Source organism: Pseudomonas sp. MT92, assembly GCF_058792515.1.
In genome coordinates this window covers 70,387-90,573 of sequence record NZ_JBXAFA010000019.1, presented here as the reverse complement: position 1 = coordinate 90,573, position 20,187 = coordinate 70,387, and the positions used below count along the sequence as shown (strand labels likewise).

The following is a 20,187-nucleotide window of genomic DNA, read 5'->3' as shown; positions in this document are numbered from 1 at the left end:
GTTCCTGGTGAGCGCTCTGGACATTACGCTTAGCCCCGAAGAATTTGCCGAACTGAGCCGTCGCGTACGTTCCGCCACCATCAGTCAGCGTGATGGCCGTCGAGCTCGCGTCATCTTGCTGGCAGCGCAAGGATCAACGCGAGAAGAAATCGTACGATTGACAGGTTTCTTTCGCCCTACGGTCACCGACTGGTGCCAGCGTTTTCAGGCGCTCAGATTGGAAGGCCTGCTCGACAAGCCTGGCCGAGGACGCAAATCCCCTCTGCCTGCCGACACGATACGCCGCGTGCTCGAACAGGTCACTCAACCTCGTATCGGCGAGCCCCGCTGGAGCTGCCGAAGCATGGCCCGTGCCGCCGGCATATCAGCGACCACCTTGCATAAACTTTGGGCGGCCAATGACTTGAAGCCTCATCTGACACGTACCTTCACGCTGTCGAACGACCCGCAGTTCGAGGAGAAATTCTGGGATGTCATCGGCCTGTACCTGGCCCCGCCAGACAGGGCGTTGGTGCTCTGCTGCGACGAGAAAAGTCAGGTGCAAGCCTTGTAATGCACGCAGCCTGGCCTACCTCTGGGGATCGGTCATATCCAAACAAAATCTCATGATTACACTCGCCACGGCACGGTCACGCTGTTCGCAGCGCTGGATTATCTCCAGGGCAAACTGATCAGTAGCATCGAGCGCCAGCACCGCCATCAGGAGTGGTTGGCTTTCCTCAAGAAAATCGACAAGGAAACGCCCAAGCACCTCCAGCTGCATCTGATCGTGGATAACTATGCGACACACAAGCACGCAAAGGTGAAGGCTTGGCTGGCGAAACATCAGCGCTTCCATGTGCATTTCACACCGACCTCCAGCTCGTGGATGAACATGGTCAAGCGGTTTTTCAGGGATATTGCCGTGTTCTTGTGCGAGGGCAGCTTCGGCTCCGTACGTGAATTGGAAAGCTCGATTACCGCCTTCCTGGCATTACGGCACGCACGACCGACCCGGTACGTTTGGAACGCAAAGGGCGAGGAAATTTTGAGCAAGATATCGCGAGCACGCGAGGCGATGGAGACGTAGATGGAAGGGCAAGTTATTTCGAAAACAGCACACTAGCCTCTTCGATATAGCCGTGTACGGTGCCATCGTGACGTCAACCGCCCTGCCGTTTGATCTCGAGAAAGTCCGCCCCAGCCCGATGGGCGCTGGTGGCCAGTCCACGTCGCAGGCTGTGGCTACTCATCTCTGGCACATACAACAGCCCTGCTGCTTTGGCACGTGCCGCCAGGATGGTATTCACGCTACCCTCGTGCAGTGCCACCTCACCGAGTACTCCCCAGCGACTGATGCGCCGGAACAGTGGCCCTTGCTCGATCGGAGCGGCATCCACCAACACCGTAGTGCCTTTGCCGGGCAGCAGACGCTGTCGCCGAACGGGATCGCCTTGTCCAGTCCCTCGCCCTCCTGATCGGTCTTTGAGCGTGGCAGCGAGATCCGCAGACCTTCCCGCTCCCACTGAAGGTAATGTCACACTAACTCAGCGTATTTGGGTAGTCGCCGTTACCAAATATATGCCATGGCGTTCACTTAAAAATACTGTGCAGTTACTAATTTCATGAGCTCATGTTGATAAGCGGCAATGGAAAAGTAGCTAGCATGTCTACTCCACCAATGTACCCCAGTTTACGACATGCTCTATGCCACTGTTGCAACAGATAAGTATTCGACCTGATATTTACCCGCACAAATACATATCTTTTTTTGTAACAAACCACCCCTGAATGTCTCTAAATAACAGAAATGCGGTAATGCTAATTGATTGTATGAATTTCAAGAATGAGAGGAGGTTCCGACAACGCAGGCATCTCCGCCCTAGGCACAGGGACGTGCCAACCAAATTTGTAGCGTGCGCTTAAGCCAAACCCAAGAATTTGTACTACATATAGGAAGATAGTGAATGGCCGTTTTTTTTAGCATATGGTGCAAACTAGCTATTTTAAGTGGGGCAGCTTGGGTCGCACTGGCTGTCGGTACAGTGCTCAATCTTATTAACCAAAGCGATGCAATTTGGAACAACCAAAATATTTCCTGGTGGAATTTGCTGCTAAATTACGCTGTACCCTTTACAGTATCGAGTTACAGTGCGGCTCGACACGAACAAAAAGCACGATCACAAAGCCGTCTATAATTCATAGTAGAATCTTAAGGTTACACACATGCTCCGTTCTATGTAGATAGCATTGAGCAAATGGACGGGGACTATCGGTCTGAAGTAAATAGCAGTTTTTAACGGCCTCGCTGTTTGAGATTTAAAAATGCCGACTTAATCGAAAATCAGACCTTTCCTCCTCTCAATGCGCTGTTTTTTGCGGAGTAGCGCCTTTTCAGGGCTCATTGTCCGCGTCACAGGCACGCCTCGCCTGCATTCAACAGCCTTTCGCATCATCCACAGGCCCGACAAGGAAAGCAGTGTGGTCTGCTGCGGGGTATTTTTAACCAAGCCTCGGAAGCGGACTTTCGTATAACAAAACTGGCGCTTGATCACCAGGAATGGATGCGCACCTTGGCCTGGACTTGAGCTTTCGCGTATTCGATATACGCGTCGCATACGACCTGTTAGGTTCTTTTTTTTCACGCTTCTTATAGCTGCTGGGCCGCGCTGCAATCGACCCGTTCATCTAGCGATGTTGATGCTCCACACGCCTCTCTACGCCGGTGTAACTGGCATCGCCAGAGACGTTAGTTTCCTCGCCGTGCAACAATTGATTGACCTGTGTAACGTGCGCCACATTCGCCGCCGTACCCACCAGGTTATGTACCAAGTCGGATTCGGCCTCGACACCGATGTGCACTTTCAACCCGAAGAAATACATTTTTCATTCGTCTGATGCATTTAGGGGACGCGTTTGCCGTCCTTGTTCTTGGTCGAACTTGGCGCATGAATGATCGTCGCATCGACCACAGTACTTTGGCGTAGCAGCAAACCGCGGTCGCCAAAAGAGCCGTTGATGACCTGCAAAATCACGTCGGCCAGTTCATGCTTTTACAACAATCGGCGGAAGTTGAAGATCTCGGTTTCATCCGGAATCCGATCCAAATGAAGCTGGGCAAACTGGCACAGAATTGCGGTTTCATAGAGGGCCTCTTCCCTCGCCGGGTCGCTGTAGCCGAACCAGCTTTGCATCAGATGTTGCCCGCAACATGAGCATCAACGGATACGCCGGACGACCGCCTTCACCCTTCAGATAATGCGGTTCGATCTACGCAATCAGGCCTTTCCAGGGCACGATCTGATCCATCTCAATCAGGAAACGCTAGCGGCGCATCTGCTTACGTTTGCCCGCGTATTAGGCATGACACAGCGAAGTTTGTGACGCACCCAGCCGTCCAGCTCCCCAAGTGGCCGCTTGCTCTGACTTAGCTTGAAATAGCCTGCCCAACCACGCAGTACAGGTTTATTCGCTCGATGACAGTCGCCATCTTGCAGCCCCGTAATCGACGCAGCAGGTCTCTGAGCCGGTCACGAAAGCGACCCAGACTCATAGTCGCCACTCTCAGACTCGGCTGTTGATGCCAGTTCGTCCCATAACCCAGATAGTCGCAGACCCAAGGTCGTGCCACGCGGCTCTTTTCCCGGTTCAGCGTCAGTTTCAAACGCTGCCTCAGGAACCGCTCGACGCCTGCCATCACGCGCTCTCCAGCACGATGACTGTGCACATAAGTGTTCACATCATTGGCATAACGCACAAAGCGATGGCCCCGACGCTCCAGCTCGCAGTCGAGTTCGTTGAGCAGGCTGTGCGACAGCGGGCCGCCTTGCGGCGTCCCTTCCTGCCGTCGACTGGCGATCCCGCCCGACATCACTCCGGCCTCGAGATAGCGACGGATCAGCTTGAGTACCAGCTTATCTTCGGCCTGGGGCTGCACATGGGCCATCAGCACATCGTGGTTGACTAGATCAATGAGCTTTTCCAGATCAAGTTCCACGCACCAGCGGTGACCCGCCACCACATGGGCACGGGCTGTTTCGAGGGCTTGGTGGGCGCTTGAGCTATAGTCCGAGAACAGCGGGTCAAAGATCGGCGTGAGTTGTTGCAGCAGAGCCTGCTGGATCAGGCGATCCATCACATTAGGGATACCCAACTGACGGGTTCCGCCTTTGGGTTTGGGGATGTCGACGGCGCGCACACCTTGCGGGTGCTACTCACCGGCCAGCAACCGAGTCTTGAAGATCGGCCAATACTGTTTCACGTAGCCCGCCAACTGGTCGACTGTCATACCATCGGCACCCGGCGCTCCCTTGTTGCTGACCACGCGTTGATACGCACGCTTGAGGTTGGCCGGTGCAAGCACCCGCTCCATCAGCGTGTCCGGCTCCGCGTTCGTCCACGTCACAGACGCCGTCGATGCTTGCGCCCTGTAAGCCGTCATCCTCGGATACCGTCCGGGACTTGAGGTGACAGTCTTCTCTTGGAGAATATTCTGCGGTTCAGCATTCGACGAGACTCTGGCGCCTACTGGCGGCATAACCTGTTCGGCCCTTGGAGGCGTGGTTATTCGCCACTTACTACGGCCTCGGCTGGCTTTTGCACGCTCATCCCGTCGCCTCACGACGCTCGGTAGCACAATGGCAAGCGTACAGATCTCCCAGGGTAATTCGCGTGACCTTCCTGCTTATGCCTGTCGGATATACGTCGTAGCGTTCCATGCAAGTATTGGACTCCGAAGATGTTGGCCTTCTTACCCAGCTACGCCGCCTAATTCGCTTCCTGTTCGTCAGGCCAGCATTTTGCCTCGGGTTTCCTTCAGATTTGCAGTCACCCGCGGCATCCTTGCCTCTGGCTAACACTTCCACTTGCCGGGTGTGTAGAGGACTTCCACCTCCAAGTCGTCCGACTCATCACCATAATGAACTGAATAGCGCCAGTTACGGCGCTATGCGCCATGCCTGGCGCACCAACATAAAAGGGTCCATGCAGGCCCCTTGGCAACCAAAACAAACTTACTGAATGCGCCACGACTCGACAATGTCTGCACCAAACTCGGCTTTCCATTCTTTCAGATGACGGTGGTTACCACCCTTTGTTTCAATCAGCTCACCCGAATTCGGGTTCTTGTAAATCTTCACGTCGCGCGCCTTACGGACTGTTTTCGGTGCGGTAGCGACTGGCGAGCGACGACCTGCATGAGGGTCAAGCAGGCTGATGACGTTTTGTAGACTGAAGCCGTACTCACCAAGCAATGCGCGGAGTTTGCTCTCAAATTCCATTTCGGCCTTGAGGCCAGAATCACTTTTCATCGACTCGAGCTCTGCGAGCTGTTCGGCCAGTTGTTGTTCAAGCTTGCGAAATTCAGCCAAACGAGACATGGGAAACTTTCCTTAAGGTTTAGGGCTGCGCGGAATGCACATTTCCCATGCTAAGTGATGATTTGATTTTCGTCACCCATGCCCTTTTTAAACTGGCCTACGGAGCTCCGACAAAGTGGGCGAAACCGCTCAATAGTTGTGAGGGTCAATATCTCCAGAAAACTGGAGTTACGAGCACCAGCACCGTTAGGATTTCCAGCCTCCCTAGTAGCATCCCAACGGTCAGTAGCCATTTGGCGGCATCAGGTAATGATGAGAAATTTCCTGCTGGCCCGATAATCGTGCCCAGTCCTGGCCCGACGTTACACACCGCAGTAGCTGCGCCGCTCAATGCTGTTGTCCAATCAAGTCCAATGAGAGCCAAGCCCAAGGCGATAGCGGCAATAGTGATGGTGAAGAAAAACGAGAAGGTCAAAAGCGAACGCAAGATCTCCTCGTCAATGGGATGACCGTTGTACTTCTTCTGAATCACGGCTCGAGGATGGATCAACTGCTTCAAACTACTGACCAATAGAGCGGCAGCAACCTGAAAGCGGAAAATTTTGAGGCTTCCAGCCGTGGAGCCCGAACACCCACCGACAAAGGTCAAATAGAAGAACAAAAGAACGGCAAAACTCCCCCATAGCGTGTAGTCGCCAACTGCTACTCCGGTAGTCGTGACTACCGAGGTCACATTGACCGCCACGATACGAAACGCATCCCACCATCCGTAGTCGCTGTGGAAACACAGCCATGTCCCGACAGCCAGCCAGGTGACAATCAAGAAACCAATAAATCCGCGTACCTGGTGATCCTTGATCAGCGCACGCCGATGGCCGCGCAATGTCGCAACGTACAAAGTGAACGGCAGGCTACCCAGAATCATGATGACCACCGCTACCCAGTGAATCGCTGGCTGCGTCCAATGCCCCAGTGAGGCGTCCGAAGTAGAGAATCCGCCAGTTGAGATCAAGGACATGGCGTGGTTGATCGCTTCAAACGGCGTCATTCCAGCGATCCAGAGAGCTAGTGCTCCGAGGCCCGTGAGTCCCAGATAGAGAAAGAGGATGTACTTGGCGGCCACATGGGAGCGAGGTGTCACTTTCTCCGACCAGTCTGAGGATTCTGTCTGGAAAAGACGCATGCCACCCACTCGCAACAGTGGAAGGATCGCCACAGCCATGCCGATGAAGCCGATACCACCCAGCCAGTGCAGCATCGAGCGCCAGATCAACAATCCAGGTGAAGCCGTATCCAAACCACTCAAGACAGTTGAGCCCGTGGTTGTAATGCCGGACATCGTTTCAAAAAAAGCGTCGGTGTAACTGATGTGGCTGATGAACACCATAGGCAACGCCGCGAAGGTACACACCACCACCCAACTGCCAGTCGTCAGTAGATACATATCCCTCGGACGAAGCTGAGCATTGTCGGGACGTCCCCGCACGATCAACAGGAGCCCACAGATGAAGGTGATCAAACTCGACCAGAGAAAGGCCGAGAGATCGTCACTACTACGCTCATAGACCACCAGCGTGATCATGGGAATAGCCATGCTTATGGCCAGCGTGATCAGAAAAATGCCTAAGATGAAGCCGATAAGCCGCAGTGCTGCGTGGGACATAGAACTAGCCTGCCGAATTAGCGCCGCGCAGTATCGGATGCCCAATCTTTAAGCCCCGTAAATTTTGCGTAAAATTTCTTCAGGCAATCAGTGAGCCAAGGTTCGCCAGTATGTAGCAGACGCTAGCTCGCCTTCATCCGCTCAAAAATCTCTCCGAGTCACACTGATCAAAATTTGACCAGAAAAATCAAAAACCCGGCACTTGGCCGGGTTTTACCTGCGCGTCTCAACTACGCAGCTCCCAACTGAGAGGGATGGAGAACTGACAAAAAAGCGCAGGCGAGAGATATTGCCAAAAGGCATTACTCAACGCAAACCGCCCAAGGCGAGGTAGCGGGTCGCAATCGACGATAACTTGACTGTATACTTATCGTTCAGCCTTACCCTTGAGCTACAGGAACACCAGCATGACTGTACTCCAAACGATTTACTGGCAGCCTACGCCGCCTTAGCGCTACGCCCCCTCGCAACACCTTGCTTCCGCTAGCTTCGCTCGCGGGCGCGCACTGCTGTACGCCTGGTTTTACACCTTAAGCACACAGCAAAAAATCCTCAAAATTTGAATTTGTATCGATTCGCTCGCCATCCATTTGGCGTGCGCGATGCTTTGCCTTGGATATTTTCTATGCTGCAAAAACTCAGACAAACGTGGCTTTCCAACGTCCGTGGAGATGTGCTCGCGGGGCTCGTGGTCGCACTCGCGCTGATCCCGGAAGCCATCGCTTTTTCCATCATCGCCGGCGTCGACCCCAAGGTCGGTCTTTATGCCTCCTTCTGTATCTGTGCTGTTATCGCATTTGTCGGCGGTCGTCCTGGCATGATCTCCGCGGCAACCGGTGCCATGGCACTGCTCATGGTCACGCTGGTTAAAGACCACGGGCTTCAATACCTACTTGCCGCGACTCTTCTATGTGGTGTTCTCCAAATCCTTGCCGGTTACCTGAAGCTTGGCTCGCTGATGCGTTTTGTCTCTCGCTCAGTCGTCACTGGTTTTGTAAACGCCTTGGCAATCCTAATTTTCATGGCGCAGTTGCCTGAGCTTACGAATGTCACTTGGCACGTCTACGCGATGACGGCAGCGGGCCTTGGAATCATCTATCTATTTCCCTATGTACCTAAGATCGGCAAGGTGATCCCCTCGCCACTGGTGTGCATCCTGACTCTAACCGCGATTGCTATTTATCTCGGTCTGGATATCCGCACCGTGGGTGACATGGGCCAACTGCCGGACACGCTCCCAATCTTCCTCTGGCCTGAAGTCCCGCTGAACTTTGAAACCCTGCGGATCATCTTCCCATACTCAGCTGCCTTGGCCGTAGTAGGTCTGCTTGAGTCCATGATGACCGCAACAATCGTCGATGATCTGACCGATACCACCAGCAACAAAAATCGAGAATGCAAGGGGCAAGGCATTGCCAACATAACTGCCGGGATGCTCGGTGGCATGGCAGGTTGCGCCATGATCGGCCAGTCAATCATCAACGTGAAGTCCGGTGGCCGTACCCGTCTCTCCACATTGTGCGCGGGTATCTTCTTGCTGCTTATGGTGGTGTTCCTGGGCGAATGGCTCTCCAAGATTCCAATGGCGGCACTCGTCGCAGTGATGATTATGGTGTCCATCGGCACCTTCAGTTGGGATTCCTTACGCAATCTGAAAGAGCATCCGTTGTCGACCAATCTCGTCATGGTCGCGACCGTTGTGGTCGTCGTGGCCACTCACAACTTGGCATACGGCGTACTGGTAGGCGTGCTGCTGGCCTCCCTGTTCTTTGCCAACAAGGTCGGGCACTACCTGGATATCAAGAGCGCTCTTGAAGAGGCGGAATCGCATCGGACTTACCAAGTGGTGGGCCAGGTGTTCTTCAGTTCGGCAGACAAGTTCACCGAAGTTTTTGACTTCAAGGAAGCGCTCAACAAGGTCACCATAGATCTCACACAGGCGCATTTCTGGGATATCACCGCTGTCGCAGCGCTGGATAAGGTCGTGATCAAGTTCCGCCGTGAAGGCGCTGAGGTTGAAGTGCTAGGTCTCAATGAAGCCAGTGCAACAATCGTTGACCGCTTTGGCGTGCATGACAAACCCGGTGCCATCGACAAGCTCATGAGCCACTAAGGAGATCAACAATGACCCACGTAATGGCATGCATTGATAACTCACAATCCTCATTGGCGGTCTGCGATTACGCAGCATGGGCGTCGCAGCAATTAGATGCGCCACTTACCTTGCTGCATATACTGGATGAAGAGAAATACCCGGCATCAGCTGACCTGAGTGGAAATATTGGTCTCGGCAGTCGAGAGCATCTACTGGAGGAACTGGCTACGTTAGATGCCCGCCGTGCCAGGCTCGCTTTGGAGCAGGGTAAACTCATGCTTGAAAAGGCCAGGGAGCGAACTGTCATATCCGGCGCTGCCTTTCCTGAGCTGAAGCAGCGCCACGGACACTTGGTAGAGAGCCTGAGCGACCTTCAGGACGATATTCGACTATTGGTCATTGGCCGGGTGGGCGAAGACAGCACACGCAGTATGCGAACCCTTGGTAGCCAGATAGAAGCTGTCGTGCGGACAATTCACCGGCCCATCTTGATCACAGCCAACAGCTATAGAAAACCAGAAAAAGTGATGCTTGCGTTTGATGGCAGCTCTACGGCCTACAAAACAGTTCAGATGCTTGCCGCCAGCCAGCTTTGCGGAGGCCTGCCCATTCATCTCGTCATGGTAGAAGCAGACTCAGAAGCCAATAGAGAGGTTCTGGCGAAGGCTGTAAGCATGCTCCTTACTGCAGGCTTTGAAGTACACGCCCAGATCCGACAAGGAGAAGTGGAGGCGGCTTTGCACGTTTATCAAGCCGAGCATGGGATTGATCTGCTAGTCATGGGCGCTTATGGGCACTCGCGCATCAGACAATTTCTGGTAGGAAGCACGACTACTACGATGCTTCGGACAGCCACCATGCCTGTATTGCTGCTTCGCTGAAGTGTCGCTTCTGTCCACAGTATTTTCAGGAGTTCGGAAATACTGTGGACATCCTAAATGATGCTTACCTGAACAAGTCTTGGCTGAGACCTCATGCAACTCATAACCGAAATTATTCATCCAGAACTGAAATCCATACAAGGGAGAGTGTTCCGTCGTCATGCCGCACGCGGCATCGTGTTGCGGGACAAACAAATCCTGTTGCTGTTCACTGAGCGCTATAACGACTTCAGCTTTCCTGGAGGCGGCCTTGATGCTGACGAGGACATTGTCACAGGCCTGAAGCGCGAGCTTGAGGAAGAGACTGGTGCTCGTGAAATAAAGGTGCTCCAGCACTACGGTTACATTGAGGAGTACCGGCCCTACCGGAAGTCCCAGTACGACCTGATGCACATGACCTCGCATTTTTATCTATGCGAGGTAGCGCTCCAGCTAGAGCCCGTGAGAATGGAGAGCCATGAAATCGCTAATGGTATGCGGCCTGTCTGGATCAACCTGCATGAAGCCATCGCACACAATCAGGCCGTTATGCAGCGTCAAGAGTCTTCGATGGGGCAATCAATTCAGCGCGAGACTTTTATGCTGAGAAAAGTCGCTTCAGAGCTGCTGGCGTCCAGTCGTCTTTTGAGAGGTTAAGCGCCGCACTTCTTACACCCGTCGCACGTTGCTACCCAAATTTTCTACTGCAGACTTTCATTCGCTCAGTTCAAGGGTTGAGCGCCCTATATGAAGAGCGGGGCACTCAAATATTGGATGCCACAGTATTTCTAGGCTTCGAGAAATACTGTGGTCATCTCAAGCGAGATTATTTGGCTACGGCAGCACCTGCTAGAACGCTGCTACGGCGTAGGACTAAGACTCCACCCATCGCCGCCAAGATCGAGCCGATCAATACCCCTACTTTGACTTCATCAATCAAAAGAGGTGATCCGGCGAACGCCAGATTGCCAATGAACAGACTCATGGTGAAGCCAATGCCGCACAACAGTGCCACGCCGTACAGCTGCACCCAGGTACTCCCTTCCGGCAGCTTGGCCAACCCCATACGAATGGCCAGAGCAGTCAATAGAAAAATGCCGACTTGCTTACCCACCAACAGCCCCAGCGCTACACCCAAGGGAACCGTATCAACCAAGTTCTCCATGGAAATACCAGCCAATGAAACACCTGCGTTGGCGAAGCCAAAAATCGGAACCACAGCGAACGCCACCCATAAATGTAGTTTCTCTTCGAGAAAGAGCAGCGGAGATCGGGCCTCTTCCTCAGGCCTGCCCATGGGGATGCACAGTGCCACAGCGACACCCGCCAACGTGGCGTGTACGCCCGATTGCAGCACGAAGAACCACAGCACGCCCCCGACCAGGAGATACGGAAACAACCGTCTTACGCCCAGTCGATTCATTGCGACCAGAATAATCAAGGTCGCAAACGAGGCCAGCAACATCGGCATGGAAAGGCCCGAGGTATAGAAAAAGGCGATGATGACCACCGCGCCCAGGTCGTCAATGATCGCCAGGGCAGCGAGGAATACCTTCAGCGAAGTGGGGACGCGCTTACCCAGTAGCGACAAAACACCCAAGGCAAATGCGATGTCAGTGGCAGCTGGGATCGCCCACCCGCCCAAGGTCTCAGGATTCCCCCAGTTGATTGCGATGTAAATCAACGCAGGAACAACCATGCCGCCCAATGCACCAAATCCCGGTAAGGCGCGTTGGCCCCAAGTAGAAAGTCCACCTGCCAGCACTTCTCTTTTGATTTCGAGGCCGACCATCAGGAAGAAGATCGCCATCAGGCCATCATTCACCCAATGCTCGACAGACATGCCCATCCAGACACTGTGCAAGGCTGCAAAGTAACTCTGGGATAAAGGCGAGTTAGCAACAATCAGTGCGGCCAGTGCTGCGCCCATCAGCACAAGACCGCCAGCGGATTCCGACGACAAAAAGCGGGCCAGAATTGCGGCTGCTCTAGGGGTTTCGGCTGAAGCTTGGTGCTTGGTCATCAACGTCCTTGGTATTACTTAAAAAGGTAATATATTAACACCTGGCCTCCACGAACATGGCGGCGTTAAACAGCCTGAAACAGTTAATGCTCAAGGCCATAACCAGGCATTAATGTCTTCCACTCAGCGCTCTGGAATGGGGTTTAAGAACAGAAGCTATTGGCACGCAAAAAAAACCCATGCCGTCTATCGGCTCAATACCCCACGCCCTTTTCGAATATCCCGATCAGTCTTCCCATCGCTTGATACCATCCAGCACACTTGTATGAAGATTTGATGTCTGAAAGGTCTTTTTGTGAACGTTATCCGTCACTGGTTACGACAACCCTATGCGCGTCTCATCGCTCTGATCGGATTGGTTCTGATCGTGCCTTTATGCCTGCGTGCGGCACTGGGTTGGTCGAATCCACTGGGCTACCTTTCAGATCTCGGAATCGCGAGCCTGCTCATCGTACTCCTGCATCGCCGTCCCTGGTGGTTAGCACTTCCAGTGTTGCTGGCTTGGGGACTTATGACGCTGGCGACTGCCGAACTGGTCAGCGCAGTCGGTAGGCTTCCAAACTCCTCAGACCTTCACTACCTGATCGACCCTCAGTTTTTGGAAAACTCTACCGGTGGTGATTTCGCTCAGCCATGGCTAGCCGCCACCCTGAGCCTTGGACTGGTGATTTGGCTTATAACGCAGTGGATGGGCCGCACCAATCCCGCTCCGGGCTTACCACGAAGCGCGTGGGCAGCACCGCTGCTGCTATTAATCGCCCATGGGGGCGCCCAACAGCTATACCCCTCCGACGAAGACCAGTGGCACTTGTTCAATCTCCCGCATCAGTTACTGGTCGCGAGCGTTGGTGATGTACAGACAAGCGCGGAAGAATGGTTGGCAGGTGATGTTGCCGATGTCCCTCCACAAATGGCAGGGCTCACCCAACTCGATCTGGACGGACAGAAACTGCTTGCCGCACCGGGGCGTGCGCGCAATGTGTTGATCATCGCACTTGAAGGTATTCCCGGCGCCTACGTAGGCGTCAACCGCGAAGCCCTGCGCAGCAGCTATCAGGAAAATCTCATGCCCAATCTCAGTCGTTGGGCAGAGCGCGGTATGACTACACCCGACTATGTCCTACACAGCCATCAAACCATTCGTGGTCTGTACGCAATGCTTTGCGGCGATTACGACAAACTGGACAACGGCACGCCCAAGGGGGTGGAAATGTTGACCCAGAACCAACGCAACCAGGCGTGCCTGCCGGCCCAGTTGCACAAGAACGGATTCGCCACGCACTACCTTCAGGGTGCGGGCCTGCGCTTCATGGCCAAAGACAAGATCATGCCGCACATCGGCTTCGATGCCACCCATGGCCTGGAATGGTTCACCAACAGCAACTACCTGGAGTTCCCTTGGGGCAAGGATGACAAGGCCTTCTTTGAAGGGGCGCTGGACTACGTCGGCCAGCTGAAAAAACAAAAAAAACCGTGGATGCTGACGCTACTGACCGTTGGCACCCACCTGCCCTATTCGGCTCCTGAAGACTACCTGCAGCGCTACGACACGCCCAAGCAAGCCGCCGTGGGGTATCTGGATGATGCGCTTGGGCAATTCCTCAGCGGTCTGGAACGTCAGGGCATCTTGAAAGACACCCTGGTGGTGATCACCTCGGACGAATCCCACGGCATCGACGGGGTGCGGCTGGCCTCCTCTTGGGGCTTCAACCTGATGCTGGCCCCCGAGCAGGCACAATTGCCCAAGGTGACGTCCGGGGTCTACGGGCATGTCGATCTGAGCGCCTCAATACTCGACTACTTTGCCTTACCCGTCCCTTCAGCGTTGAGCGGTCGCTCCCTATTTCGTGACTATGAAACTGGCCGCGAGATCATCTCGTTCACTAACGACAAGCTTCGCTATCACGATGGACAGGGAACGTTGACCGAGTGCGACTTTCAACAGCGCTGTCGGTATTACGCCAGCGCAGGCTTCATTGCCGAGCGTGCAACTTTGACTGGTCAGTATGGAGGCAAACGCGCCCGCCAAATCGCAGCCAGAGCGACGGAACTGGATCATTCTCTGCTCCGGACACCGTTGAACCAGCACTACCAGTTCGGCAGTCCCGCCATCATCCCGCTTCAGGCGCAGATCAAGGATGACTGGGCCGACAACCTCATTGGCGCGCAGTATCTGGAAATGCCCAAGGGCTCACACACTCGCGTGCGCCTGACCGTGCGCTCGGTAGATCCACAACAGAACGCCTACATTCTGCTTAAGGCCAAGGAACTGGAGCAGGATGTCCAGTTGGGCCTCCCCGCCGAAATGCTCGTCACTGCAGACCAGCCACTGGAGATGGACTTCAGCTTCGGCAATCCGCAGTCGCGTAAGGCGTTTTCGTTCCATTTGCTGGGCTATGGATTGGGTGCCGTCGAGGTGAGTGACTTCAGCGTGATTACCGAGTTGCCAGAGACACTAGAGGTACTGGACGAGACACCGCTCGATAGCGGTGCTCAATCAAGTTAGGTACCCCCGTATGGTTGCACTGATACTTTGAGTGCAACCAATATGCGGGTTGTAACGTAATGATTTATCGAAGTATTGCAGCAACTGCATTCTGAATTTTTGGCAGGTCGAACTTACTAAAAAACAGTATTAGGGTGCTGGCACCACAAATCACAAGAGACTTAGATCGAAGAATAGATTTCTTAGTAAATATCTTGTCACACTACCGACGGCCAACAATTTGATTTAAGTCAATAATCATCAAGCGGTTGGTTGCATGGATCTTTTAGTTCGTATCAGCTAGATGGCGGAGAGAATTTAAGAACGACGAACGATTTTTCAGCATTCTGATATAGCCACGCCCGCTCATGACCACCTCAGCCCGTTTCAGTTGAGATGTGCGCACAGGAGATAATCATTGATGAATCAGGTGGTCGACGCAGCAGCTGAGCAAACACCAATCCCCCCGCATTCCGTTGCCTGGCACTCCCTGCCTGCAGAGCAGGTGACGAACCTGCTTGAGGTCAATGAGCATGTCGGGCTGGACGCCGCCGAAGTTCAAGCCCGGCTTGACCGTACTGGTTTCAATCGCTTGCCAAAAGCAGCACGGCGACCCGCGTGGCTGCGATTCTTGCTGCAATTTCACAACATTCTTATTTACGTGCTTCTAGGATCCGCTGCGATTACCGCGATGCTGCAACATCTGTGGGATACGGTGGTGATTCTGGCGGTGGTCATTGCAAACGCAATCATTGGTTACGTCCAGGAAGGCAAAGCGGAAAAAGCCATGGACGCTATCCGGCAGATGCTGGCACCGCACGCCGCCGTGATTCGCGCAGGCCAACGCTTAAGTATTGTGGGCGAGGAGCTGGTACCAGGCGATATCGTATTGCTGGAAGCGGGAGACAAAGTCCCTGCTGATTTACGCCTGCTGCACGCGAACAGACTACAGGTTCAAGAAGCCATTCTTACCGGGGAATCCGTACCAGTAGAGAAACATACCCAACCAGTGGGCCTCGAATCAGCCTTGGGTGATCGTACTTGCATGGCATTCAGCGGCACACTCGTGACGTGCGGGCAAGCAACAGGGGTTGTCGTTGCTACCGCAGCAGCTGCTGAAATCGGGCGCATCAGCACGCTGCTTGCGGGAGTAGAGACGCTGACCACTCCGCTGGTGCAGCAAATGAACGTATTTGCGCGCTGGCTGACAATCTTGATCTTGTTAGTCGGCGGGTTGTTGCTCGTGTTCGGCCATTATGTCGGGCACTACGCGTTCACCGATATCTTTATGGTCGTGGTCGGGATGTCAGTAGCGGCGATACCTGAAGGGCTACCCGCCGTCCTGACCATTACGCTGGCTGTCGGCGTTCGGGCAATGGCTCGCCGCAACGCCATCGTACGTCGCCTGCCGGCCATCGAAACGCTCGGCTCGGTCTCTGTCATCTGCACGGACAAGACCGGCACACTGACCCGCAACGAAATGATGGTGGCATCGATAGTGACGAACGACCTCATCTTCACGGTCGATGGCGCTGGTTATCAGCCAGCGGGAAGCATCAGCCTCGCAAATCAGTTAGTCGACATATCGGCTCACCCTGCGTTGGCTGAACTGGGGAGAGCAGCCGGCCTGTGCAACGATGCTGGACTGCGCCTGCATGATGACTTATGGAAGGTAGAGGGTGATCCAATGGAAGGTGCCTTGCTGGCATTTTCCGGAAAGACCGGTATCGATAGTGATGAAGATCATCGGGCCTGGCCCCGCACCGATGCCATTCCGTTTGACGCGAAACACCGCTTCATGGCGACACTGCATCACAACCATGATCGACATGCCTCTATCTATGTGAAGGGCGCTCCAGAGCAAATACTGGCCATGAGCACGCAGCAGCTCGTAAACGCTGGCGGAACTGAACCGCTCAATGCGGACTACTGGCACGAACAGGCAAACGCCATTGCTGCCAAGGGGCAGCGTGTATTGGCGTTTGCAGTTAGATCAGTTCCTCCCGAGCATACCGTGTTGGAGTTTGGGGACGTACAAGGAAGGTTAACCCTGCTAGGCATGGTCGGACTGATTGACCCGCCTAGACCCGAGACGATAAAGGCAGTTCAACAATGCCAAGCAGCAGGCATTGTCGTAAAAATGATCACTGGCGATCACGGCGGTACCGCCGCCGCTATCGGTCGCCAGATTGGCCTGCAAAATCCCGACAGTGTGTTGACCGGCGTAGACCTCGACACCATGAACGATGCCGCTCTGAAGGAGGCGGTAAAGCACGTCAATATTTTTGCGCGCACCAGCCCTGAACATAAGCTCAGACTGGTAATGCTGCTGCAATCGAATGGCATGACAGTGGCCATGACCGGCGATGGCGTGAACGATGCCCCAGCGCTAAAGCGAGCCGATGCCGGTATCGCCATGGGTGGAAAAGGCAGTGAAGCCGCCAAGGAAGCCGCAGACTTGGTGCTGGCCGATGACAACTTCGCGTCCATCGTGGCAGCGGTGCGCGAAGGCCGGACGGTCTACGACAACATCAAGAAAGTGCTGAGCTGGACGCTGCCCACCAACGCGGGCGAGACCATGACCATCATCGTCGCCCTGCTACTCGGCCTTACGCTGCCGGTGACGCCGATACAGATTCTGTGGATCAATCTGATTACCGCCGTGACACTTGGCATTGCACTGGCGTTCGAGCCTACCGAAGAAAACACTATGCGCAGACCTCCCCGCTCACGCAAAGAGCCACTCATAAGCGGTGCATTGGTTTGGCATATGGTGCTTGTTTCTATTCTGTTCCTCTGTGGTGTTTACGGCATTTTTTCGTATGCACTCGACCGTGGCTACTCCGTGGAGTTGGCCCGAACCATCGCGGTGAACACGCTAGTCGTGATGGAAATATTCCATCTGTTCTTCATTCGCAATCTCTACAGCACATCACTTACCTGGAAAGGCATTCGTGGCACCAGGGTCGTGTGGATGACCGTCGCAGTGGTGACCTTGGCCCAGTTCGCCATCACGTATGCACCACCGCTGCAAAAGGTGTTTGCCACTGAAGCGATCCCCTTCCTTGATGGCCTACTGATCATCGGGGTTGGCCTTGCGCTGTTTGCGGTCATCGAGATTGAAAAACAGATTCGAATCCGCTTGTCCGAGTAGCACGCGTTGCAACCTGGCCATACCCTAACGACAAGCATCTTCATGCTACTGAAAGAGGATTGAGAAAATGCATAAAATACTTGTAGCTGTCGATGGTTCCGAGCATTCGGAGCGCGCGGTGCGTTACCTTATTGGGCTGATCCAAGATGGCGGATTACTCGGCGGGAGCGTTGAGGTACATCTGGTTAACGTGCAGTCTCTTTTACCAACTCGAATCGCACACGACATGAGCGAAGATGAGATTGATCGTTACTACGGTGATAAAAGTGCTGAAGACTCGCAAAAGGCTGTGGCGCTTCTGAAGCAAGAAGGGATTGCATTCACACTCCATACCTTACAAGGCGATGCAGCCAGCCAAATTGTGGCGTGCTCGCATTCCCTAGGATGTGACAGCATCATCCTAGGCTCGCATGGCAATGGTTTTCTGGCGGGGATCTTTCTGGGCTCTGTCGCGGCAAAAGTGATTCAGCTCTCAGATGTACCAATCACCTTAGTCAAATAAGAGATCGTGAATGGTTTGATAGCACGGCCCCATTTGTCAAGGACGGGTGTTTTGAAGATTTTGATTGAGGCCTTGCCCTTCAGTAACCGACCATGAAGCACTATTACGAGCGGGGGTGTTGATATTTTTTGAATCAAATGCCTTCTCGACAATGATTTGATATCGATTAGCCTAGGATCGCTCCCCAATAGAAGACCCTCGGCGAATCCAATAATGTTTAGGGCCTTTGTGACCATGTTATCGCGTTGTCTGCGTTATGGGCGGGGTCGCGTCGGCACCCGAAAGGGTGGTCGGCCCTCGTGGTCGGCACTCCAACCTTCGCGGCTTTGCCCACCCTCAACTCTTCGGAAGCAGAGCTTGTTTTTTATAGTGATTAATCAGGCCCAAAAGTCTATTTCAAGACATAAGCATCCACCGACTTACGAATCTCTTCCCGAGCCACAATAGCAGTTCCCCAGCGCCCCTTCTTTACCCAATTGCCGAGCTCTAATGCCTTGTAGTTTTCGAAGAAGTGCTGGATCTGCGCGAGTAGCAAAGGGGGAAGGTCTGAGCACTCCTTCACATCGCTGTACATAGAGCTGAGCTTGTCATGAGGCACCGCGATCACCGTTTGATCGCGGTTGATCTTCTTGCCCAGCGTTTCGACCGTCTTGCCCATGGTCTCGACCTGCGCAGTTGATGTCGAAGGTCGGCACCATGGACAGAAAGATCCACCGCGATCAAACCATCATCGAACAGCTGACCCACGAGACCGCCATCCTCAAGCGGCACAGGTTTGCCAAGCGCAGCGAGCAGATCAGCCCTGAGCAAGGCACCTTGCTCGACGATCTGCTCAACACTGATCTTGAGGCTATCGACGCCGAGTTGAAGGCCCTCCGACCAGCTCCCGCTCCAGAAGAGAAGCGCCTGCAACCCAAGCGCGCGCCGCTGCCACCGCAGTTTCCACGCACCGTAATTCATCACGAACCGGAAAACACCCAGTGCGCCTGCGCTGCCAACTCCAGCGCATTGGCGAGGACGTCAGCGAGAAGCTGGATACACGCCGGGCGTGTTCACCGTCGAACAGCATGTGCGCGGAAAATGGGCCTGCCGTCAGTGCGAAACACTGATCCAGGCACCGGTGCCGGCCCAGGTAATCGACAAGGGAATACCCACCGCAGGCCTGCTTGCTCACGTAATGGTGGCGAAATTCGCCGACCACTTGCCGCTGTACCGGCAGGAGAAAATCTTTGGGCGCGCCGGCTTATCCATTGCCCGCTCGACGCTGGCGCAATGGGTGGGACAGACCGGTGTACAGCTTCAGCCATTGGTTGATGCCTTGCGAGAAGCTGTTCTGGCCCAACAAGTCGTCCATGCCGACAAAACTCCGGTGCAGATGCTTGCGCCCGGAGTGAAGAAAACTCACCGCGCTTATGTCTGGGGTTACTGCACCACGCCGTTCTCGGCGCTTAAGGCAGTGGTTTATGACTTCAGCCCGAGCTGCGCCGGGGAGCATGCACGTAACTTCCTCGGCTCGTGGAATGGCAAGCTGGTGTGCGACGATTTCAGGGGCTACAAAGCCGGTTTTGAGAAGTGCATGACCGAAATTGGCTGCATGGCCCACGCCCGCCGCAAGTTTTTCGATCTGCACGTGGCGAACAAAAGCCAACTGGCTGAGCAAGCGCGGTACTCGATTGGCGCCTTGTACGAAGTTGAACGCCAAGCGTGCGACATGAGTGATGAGGATCGCTGGCGGATACGGCAAGAAAAAGCTGCGCCGTTAGCAAAAGCGCTGCACGACTGGATGTTGGCCCAGCGCGATCTTGTACCCAACGGATCAGCGACGGCCAAAGCCTTGGATTACAGCCTTAAACGCTGGGTCGCTCTGACGCGCCACTTGGAAGATGGGGCCGTGCCCATCGACAACAACCCAGTCGAGGTGCGACACGAAGTCGCTTAATGAAGTTGTTCCCCCCGGCGGGAACCACCCGTGTCACCGGGTGAATCTAGAAGGCTGAATCAAGAGCGCCTTCGACAATGGAACGAGGCAACCGCAAGGTGCGGGGTACCAATCGTGAGAGGCGTACCTTTCTGGCAGCCATAGCCGGACAAGGGCTAGATAGTCGGTA

Annotated in this window: 11 protein-coding genes and 5 pseudogenes; 9 read left to right on the top strand and 7 right to left on the bottom strand. The window is 54.3% G+C overall.

What is annotated here, in order from left to right; genetic code table 11:
* The first annotated feature begins 7 nt into the window (after positions 1–7).
* Positions 8–1,069 (top strand): annotated as a pseudogene (locus tag AC1Q6D_RS28800) (IS630 family transposase).
* A gap of 73 nt (positions 1,070–1,142) precedes the next feature.
* Here the strand turns inward: AC1Q6D_RS28800 and AC1Q6D_RS28795 are convergent.
* Positions 1,143–1,379 carry a site-specific integrase gene (locus tag AC1Q6D_RS28795; RefSeq protein WP_207291509.1) on the bottom strand — a complete coding sequence of 79 codons (237 nt, stop codon included), beginning with the start codon at positions 1,377–1,379 and terminating at the stop codon, positions 1,143–1,145.
* 567 nt (positions 1,380–1,946) lie between these two features.
* Between AC1Q6D_RS28795 and nrtS the strand changes: the two genes are divergently transcribed.
* A complete protein-coding gene (gene nrtS, locus AC1Q6D_RS28790) occupies positions 1,947–2,177 on the top strand; it encodes a nitrate/nitrite transporter NrtS (protein WP_103404552.1) in 231 nt (76 codons plus the stop codon).
* 246 nt (positions 2,178–2,423) lie between these two features.
* Here the strand turns inward: nrtS and AC1Q6D_RS28785 are convergent.
* From AC1Q6D_RS28785 to AC1Q6D_RS28770, 4 genes and pseudogenes are all read right to left on the bottom strand, one after another.
* A pseudogene (locus AC1Q6D_RS28785) lies at positions 2,424–3,297 on the bottom strand (IS5 family transposase); the annotation flags it as partial.
* A gap of 29 nt (positions 3,298–3,326) precedes the next feature.
* Positions 3,327–4,420 (bottom strand): annotated as a pseudogene (gene ltrA / locus AC1Q6D_RS28780) (group II intron reverse transcriptase/maturase); the annotation flags it as partial.
* A gap of 571 nt (positions 4,421–4,991) precedes the next feature.
* Positions 4,992–5,357 (bottom strand): histone-like nucleoid-structuring protein, MvaT/MvaU family, encoded by a 366-nt coding sequence (locus tag AC1Q6D_RS28775; RefSeq protein WP_103404555.1) that lies wholly within the window; start codon positions 5,355–5,357, stop codon positions 4,992–4,994.
* Positions 5,358–5,502: 145 nt separating this feature from the next.
* Positions 5,503–6,960 (bottom strand): TrkH family potassium uptake protein, encoded by a 1,458-nt coding sequence (locus AC1Q6D_RS28770; RefSeq protein WP_103404556.1) that lies wholly within the window; start codon positions 6,958–6,960, stop codon positions 5,503–5,505.
* 625 nt (positions 6,961–7,585) lie between these two features.
* On the opposite strand from AC1Q6D_RS28770, the gene AC1Q6D_RS28765 reads away from it, so the two are divergent.
* From AC1Q6D_RS28765 to AC1Q6D_RS28755, 3 genes are all read left to right on the top strand, one after another.
* Positions 7,586–9,073 carry a SulP family inorganic anion transporter gene (locus AC1Q6D_RS28765; RefSeq protein ID WP_103404557.1) on the top strand — a complete coding sequence of 496 codons (1,488 nt, stop codon included), beginning with the start codon at positions 7,586–7,588 and terminating at the stop codon, positions 9,071–9,073.
* An 11-nt stretch (positions 9,074–9,084) separates the two neighbouring features.
* Entirely contained in the window at positions 9,085–9,936 is an 852-nt protein-coding gene (locus AC1Q6D_RS28760) for a universal stress protein (RefSeq protein ID WP_103404558.1), read from the top strand.
* Positions 9,937–10,029: 93 nt separating this feature from the next.
* A complete protein-coding gene (locus tag AC1Q6D_RS28755) occupies positions 10,030–10,572 on the top strand; it encodes an NUDIX hydrolase (RefSeq protein WP_103404559.1) in 543 nt (180 codons plus the stop codon).
* Positions 10,573–10,741: 169 nt separating this feature from the next.
* Here the strand turns inward: AC1Q6D_RS28755 and nhaA are convergent, their stop codons facing one another.
* Positions 10,742–11,938, bottom strand: a complete 1,197-nt coding sequence (gene nhaA, locus AC1Q6D_RS28750) for a Na+/H+ antiporter NhaA (RefSeq protein ID WP_103404560.1) — start codon at positions 11,936–11,938, stop codon at positions 10,742–10,744.
* Between the two features lie 295 nt (positions 11,939–12,233).
* Between nhaA and AC1Q6D_RS28745 the strand changes: the two genes are divergently transcribed.
* The 3 genes from AC1Q6D_RS28745 (at position 12,234) to AC1Q6D_RS28735 (ending at position 18,079) form a co-directional block, all read left to right on the top strand.
* Complete coding sequence (locus tag AC1Q6D_RS28745) at positions 12,234–14,444, top strand: LTA synthase family protein (protein WP_103404561.1); 2,211 nt, start codon at positions 12,234–12,236, stop codon at positions 14,442–14,444.
* A gap of 400 nt (positions 14,445–14,844) precedes the next feature.
* The gene (locus AC1Q6D_RS28740) at positions 14,845–17,577 is read left to right on the top strand and encodes a cation-transporting P-type ATPase (RefSeq protein ID WP_103404562.1); all 2,733 of its coding nucleotides are present in this window, start codon (positions 14,845–14,847) and stop codon (positions 17,575–17,577) included.
* A 67-nt stretch (positions 17,578–17,644) separates the two neighbouring features.
* Positions 17,645–18,079, top strand: coding sequence for a universal stress protein (locus AC1Q6D_RS28735; protein WP_103404563.1), 435 nt, complete (start codon positions 17,645–17,647; stop codon positions 18,077–18,079).
* 391 nt (positions 18,080–18,470) lie between these two features.
* Here AC1Q6D_RS28735 and AC1Q6D_RS28730 read toward each other — a convergent pair.
* Positions 18,471–18,695: pseudogene (locus AC1Q6D_RS28730) on the bottom strand (inorganic diphosphatase); the annotation flags it as partial.
* A 56-nt stretch (positions 18,696–18,751) separates the two neighbouring features.
* On the opposite strand from AC1Q6D_RS28730, the pseudogene tnpC reads away from it, so the two are divergent.
* A pseudogene (gene tnpC, locus AC1Q6D_RS28725) lies at positions 18,752–19,997 on the top strand (IS66 family transposase); the annotation flags it as partial.
* Between the last annotated feature and the right edge of the window lie 190 nt (positions 19,998–20,187).

Excerpts from the sequence above, each read along its gene's own strand:
- nrtS (WP_103404552.1), top strand. The coding sequence starts at position 1,947 with ATGGCCGTTTTTTTTAGCATATGGTGCAAACTAGCTATTTTAAGTGGG.
- AC1Q6D_RS28775 (WP_103404555.1), bottom strand. The coding sequence starts at position 5,357 with ATGTCTCGTTTGGCTGAATTTCGCAAGCTTGAACAACAACTGGCCGAA.
- AC1Q6D_RS28770 (WP_103404556.1), bottom strand. The coding sequence starts at position 6,960 with ATGTCCCACGCAGCACTGCGGCTTATCGGCTTCATCTTAGGCATTTTT.
- AC1Q6D_RS28765 (WP_103404557.1), top strand. The coding sequence starts at position 7,586 with ATGCTGCAAAAACTCAGACAAACGTGGCTTTCCAACGTCCGTGGAGAT.
- AC1Q6D_RS28760 (WP_103404558.1), top strand. The coding sequence starts at position 9,085 with ATGACCCACGTAATGGCATGCATTGATAACTCACAATCCTCATTGGCG.
- AC1Q6D_RS28755 (WP_103404559.1), top strand. The coding sequence starts at position 10,030 with ATGCAACTCATAACCGAAATTATTCATCCAGAACTGAAATCCATACAA.
- nhaA (WP_103404560.1), bottom strand. The coding sequence starts at position 11,938 with ATGACCAAGCACCAAGCTTCAGCCGAAACCCCTAGAGCAGCCGCAATT.
- AC1Q6D_RS28740 (WP_103404562.1), top strand. The coding sequence starts at position 14,845 with ATGAATCAGGTGGTCGACGCAGCAGCTGAGCAAACACCAATCCCCCCG.
- AC1Q6D_RS28735 (WP_103404563.1), top strand. The coding sequence starts at position 17,645 with ATGCATAAAATACTTGTAGCTGTCGATGGTTCCGAGCATTCGGAGCGC.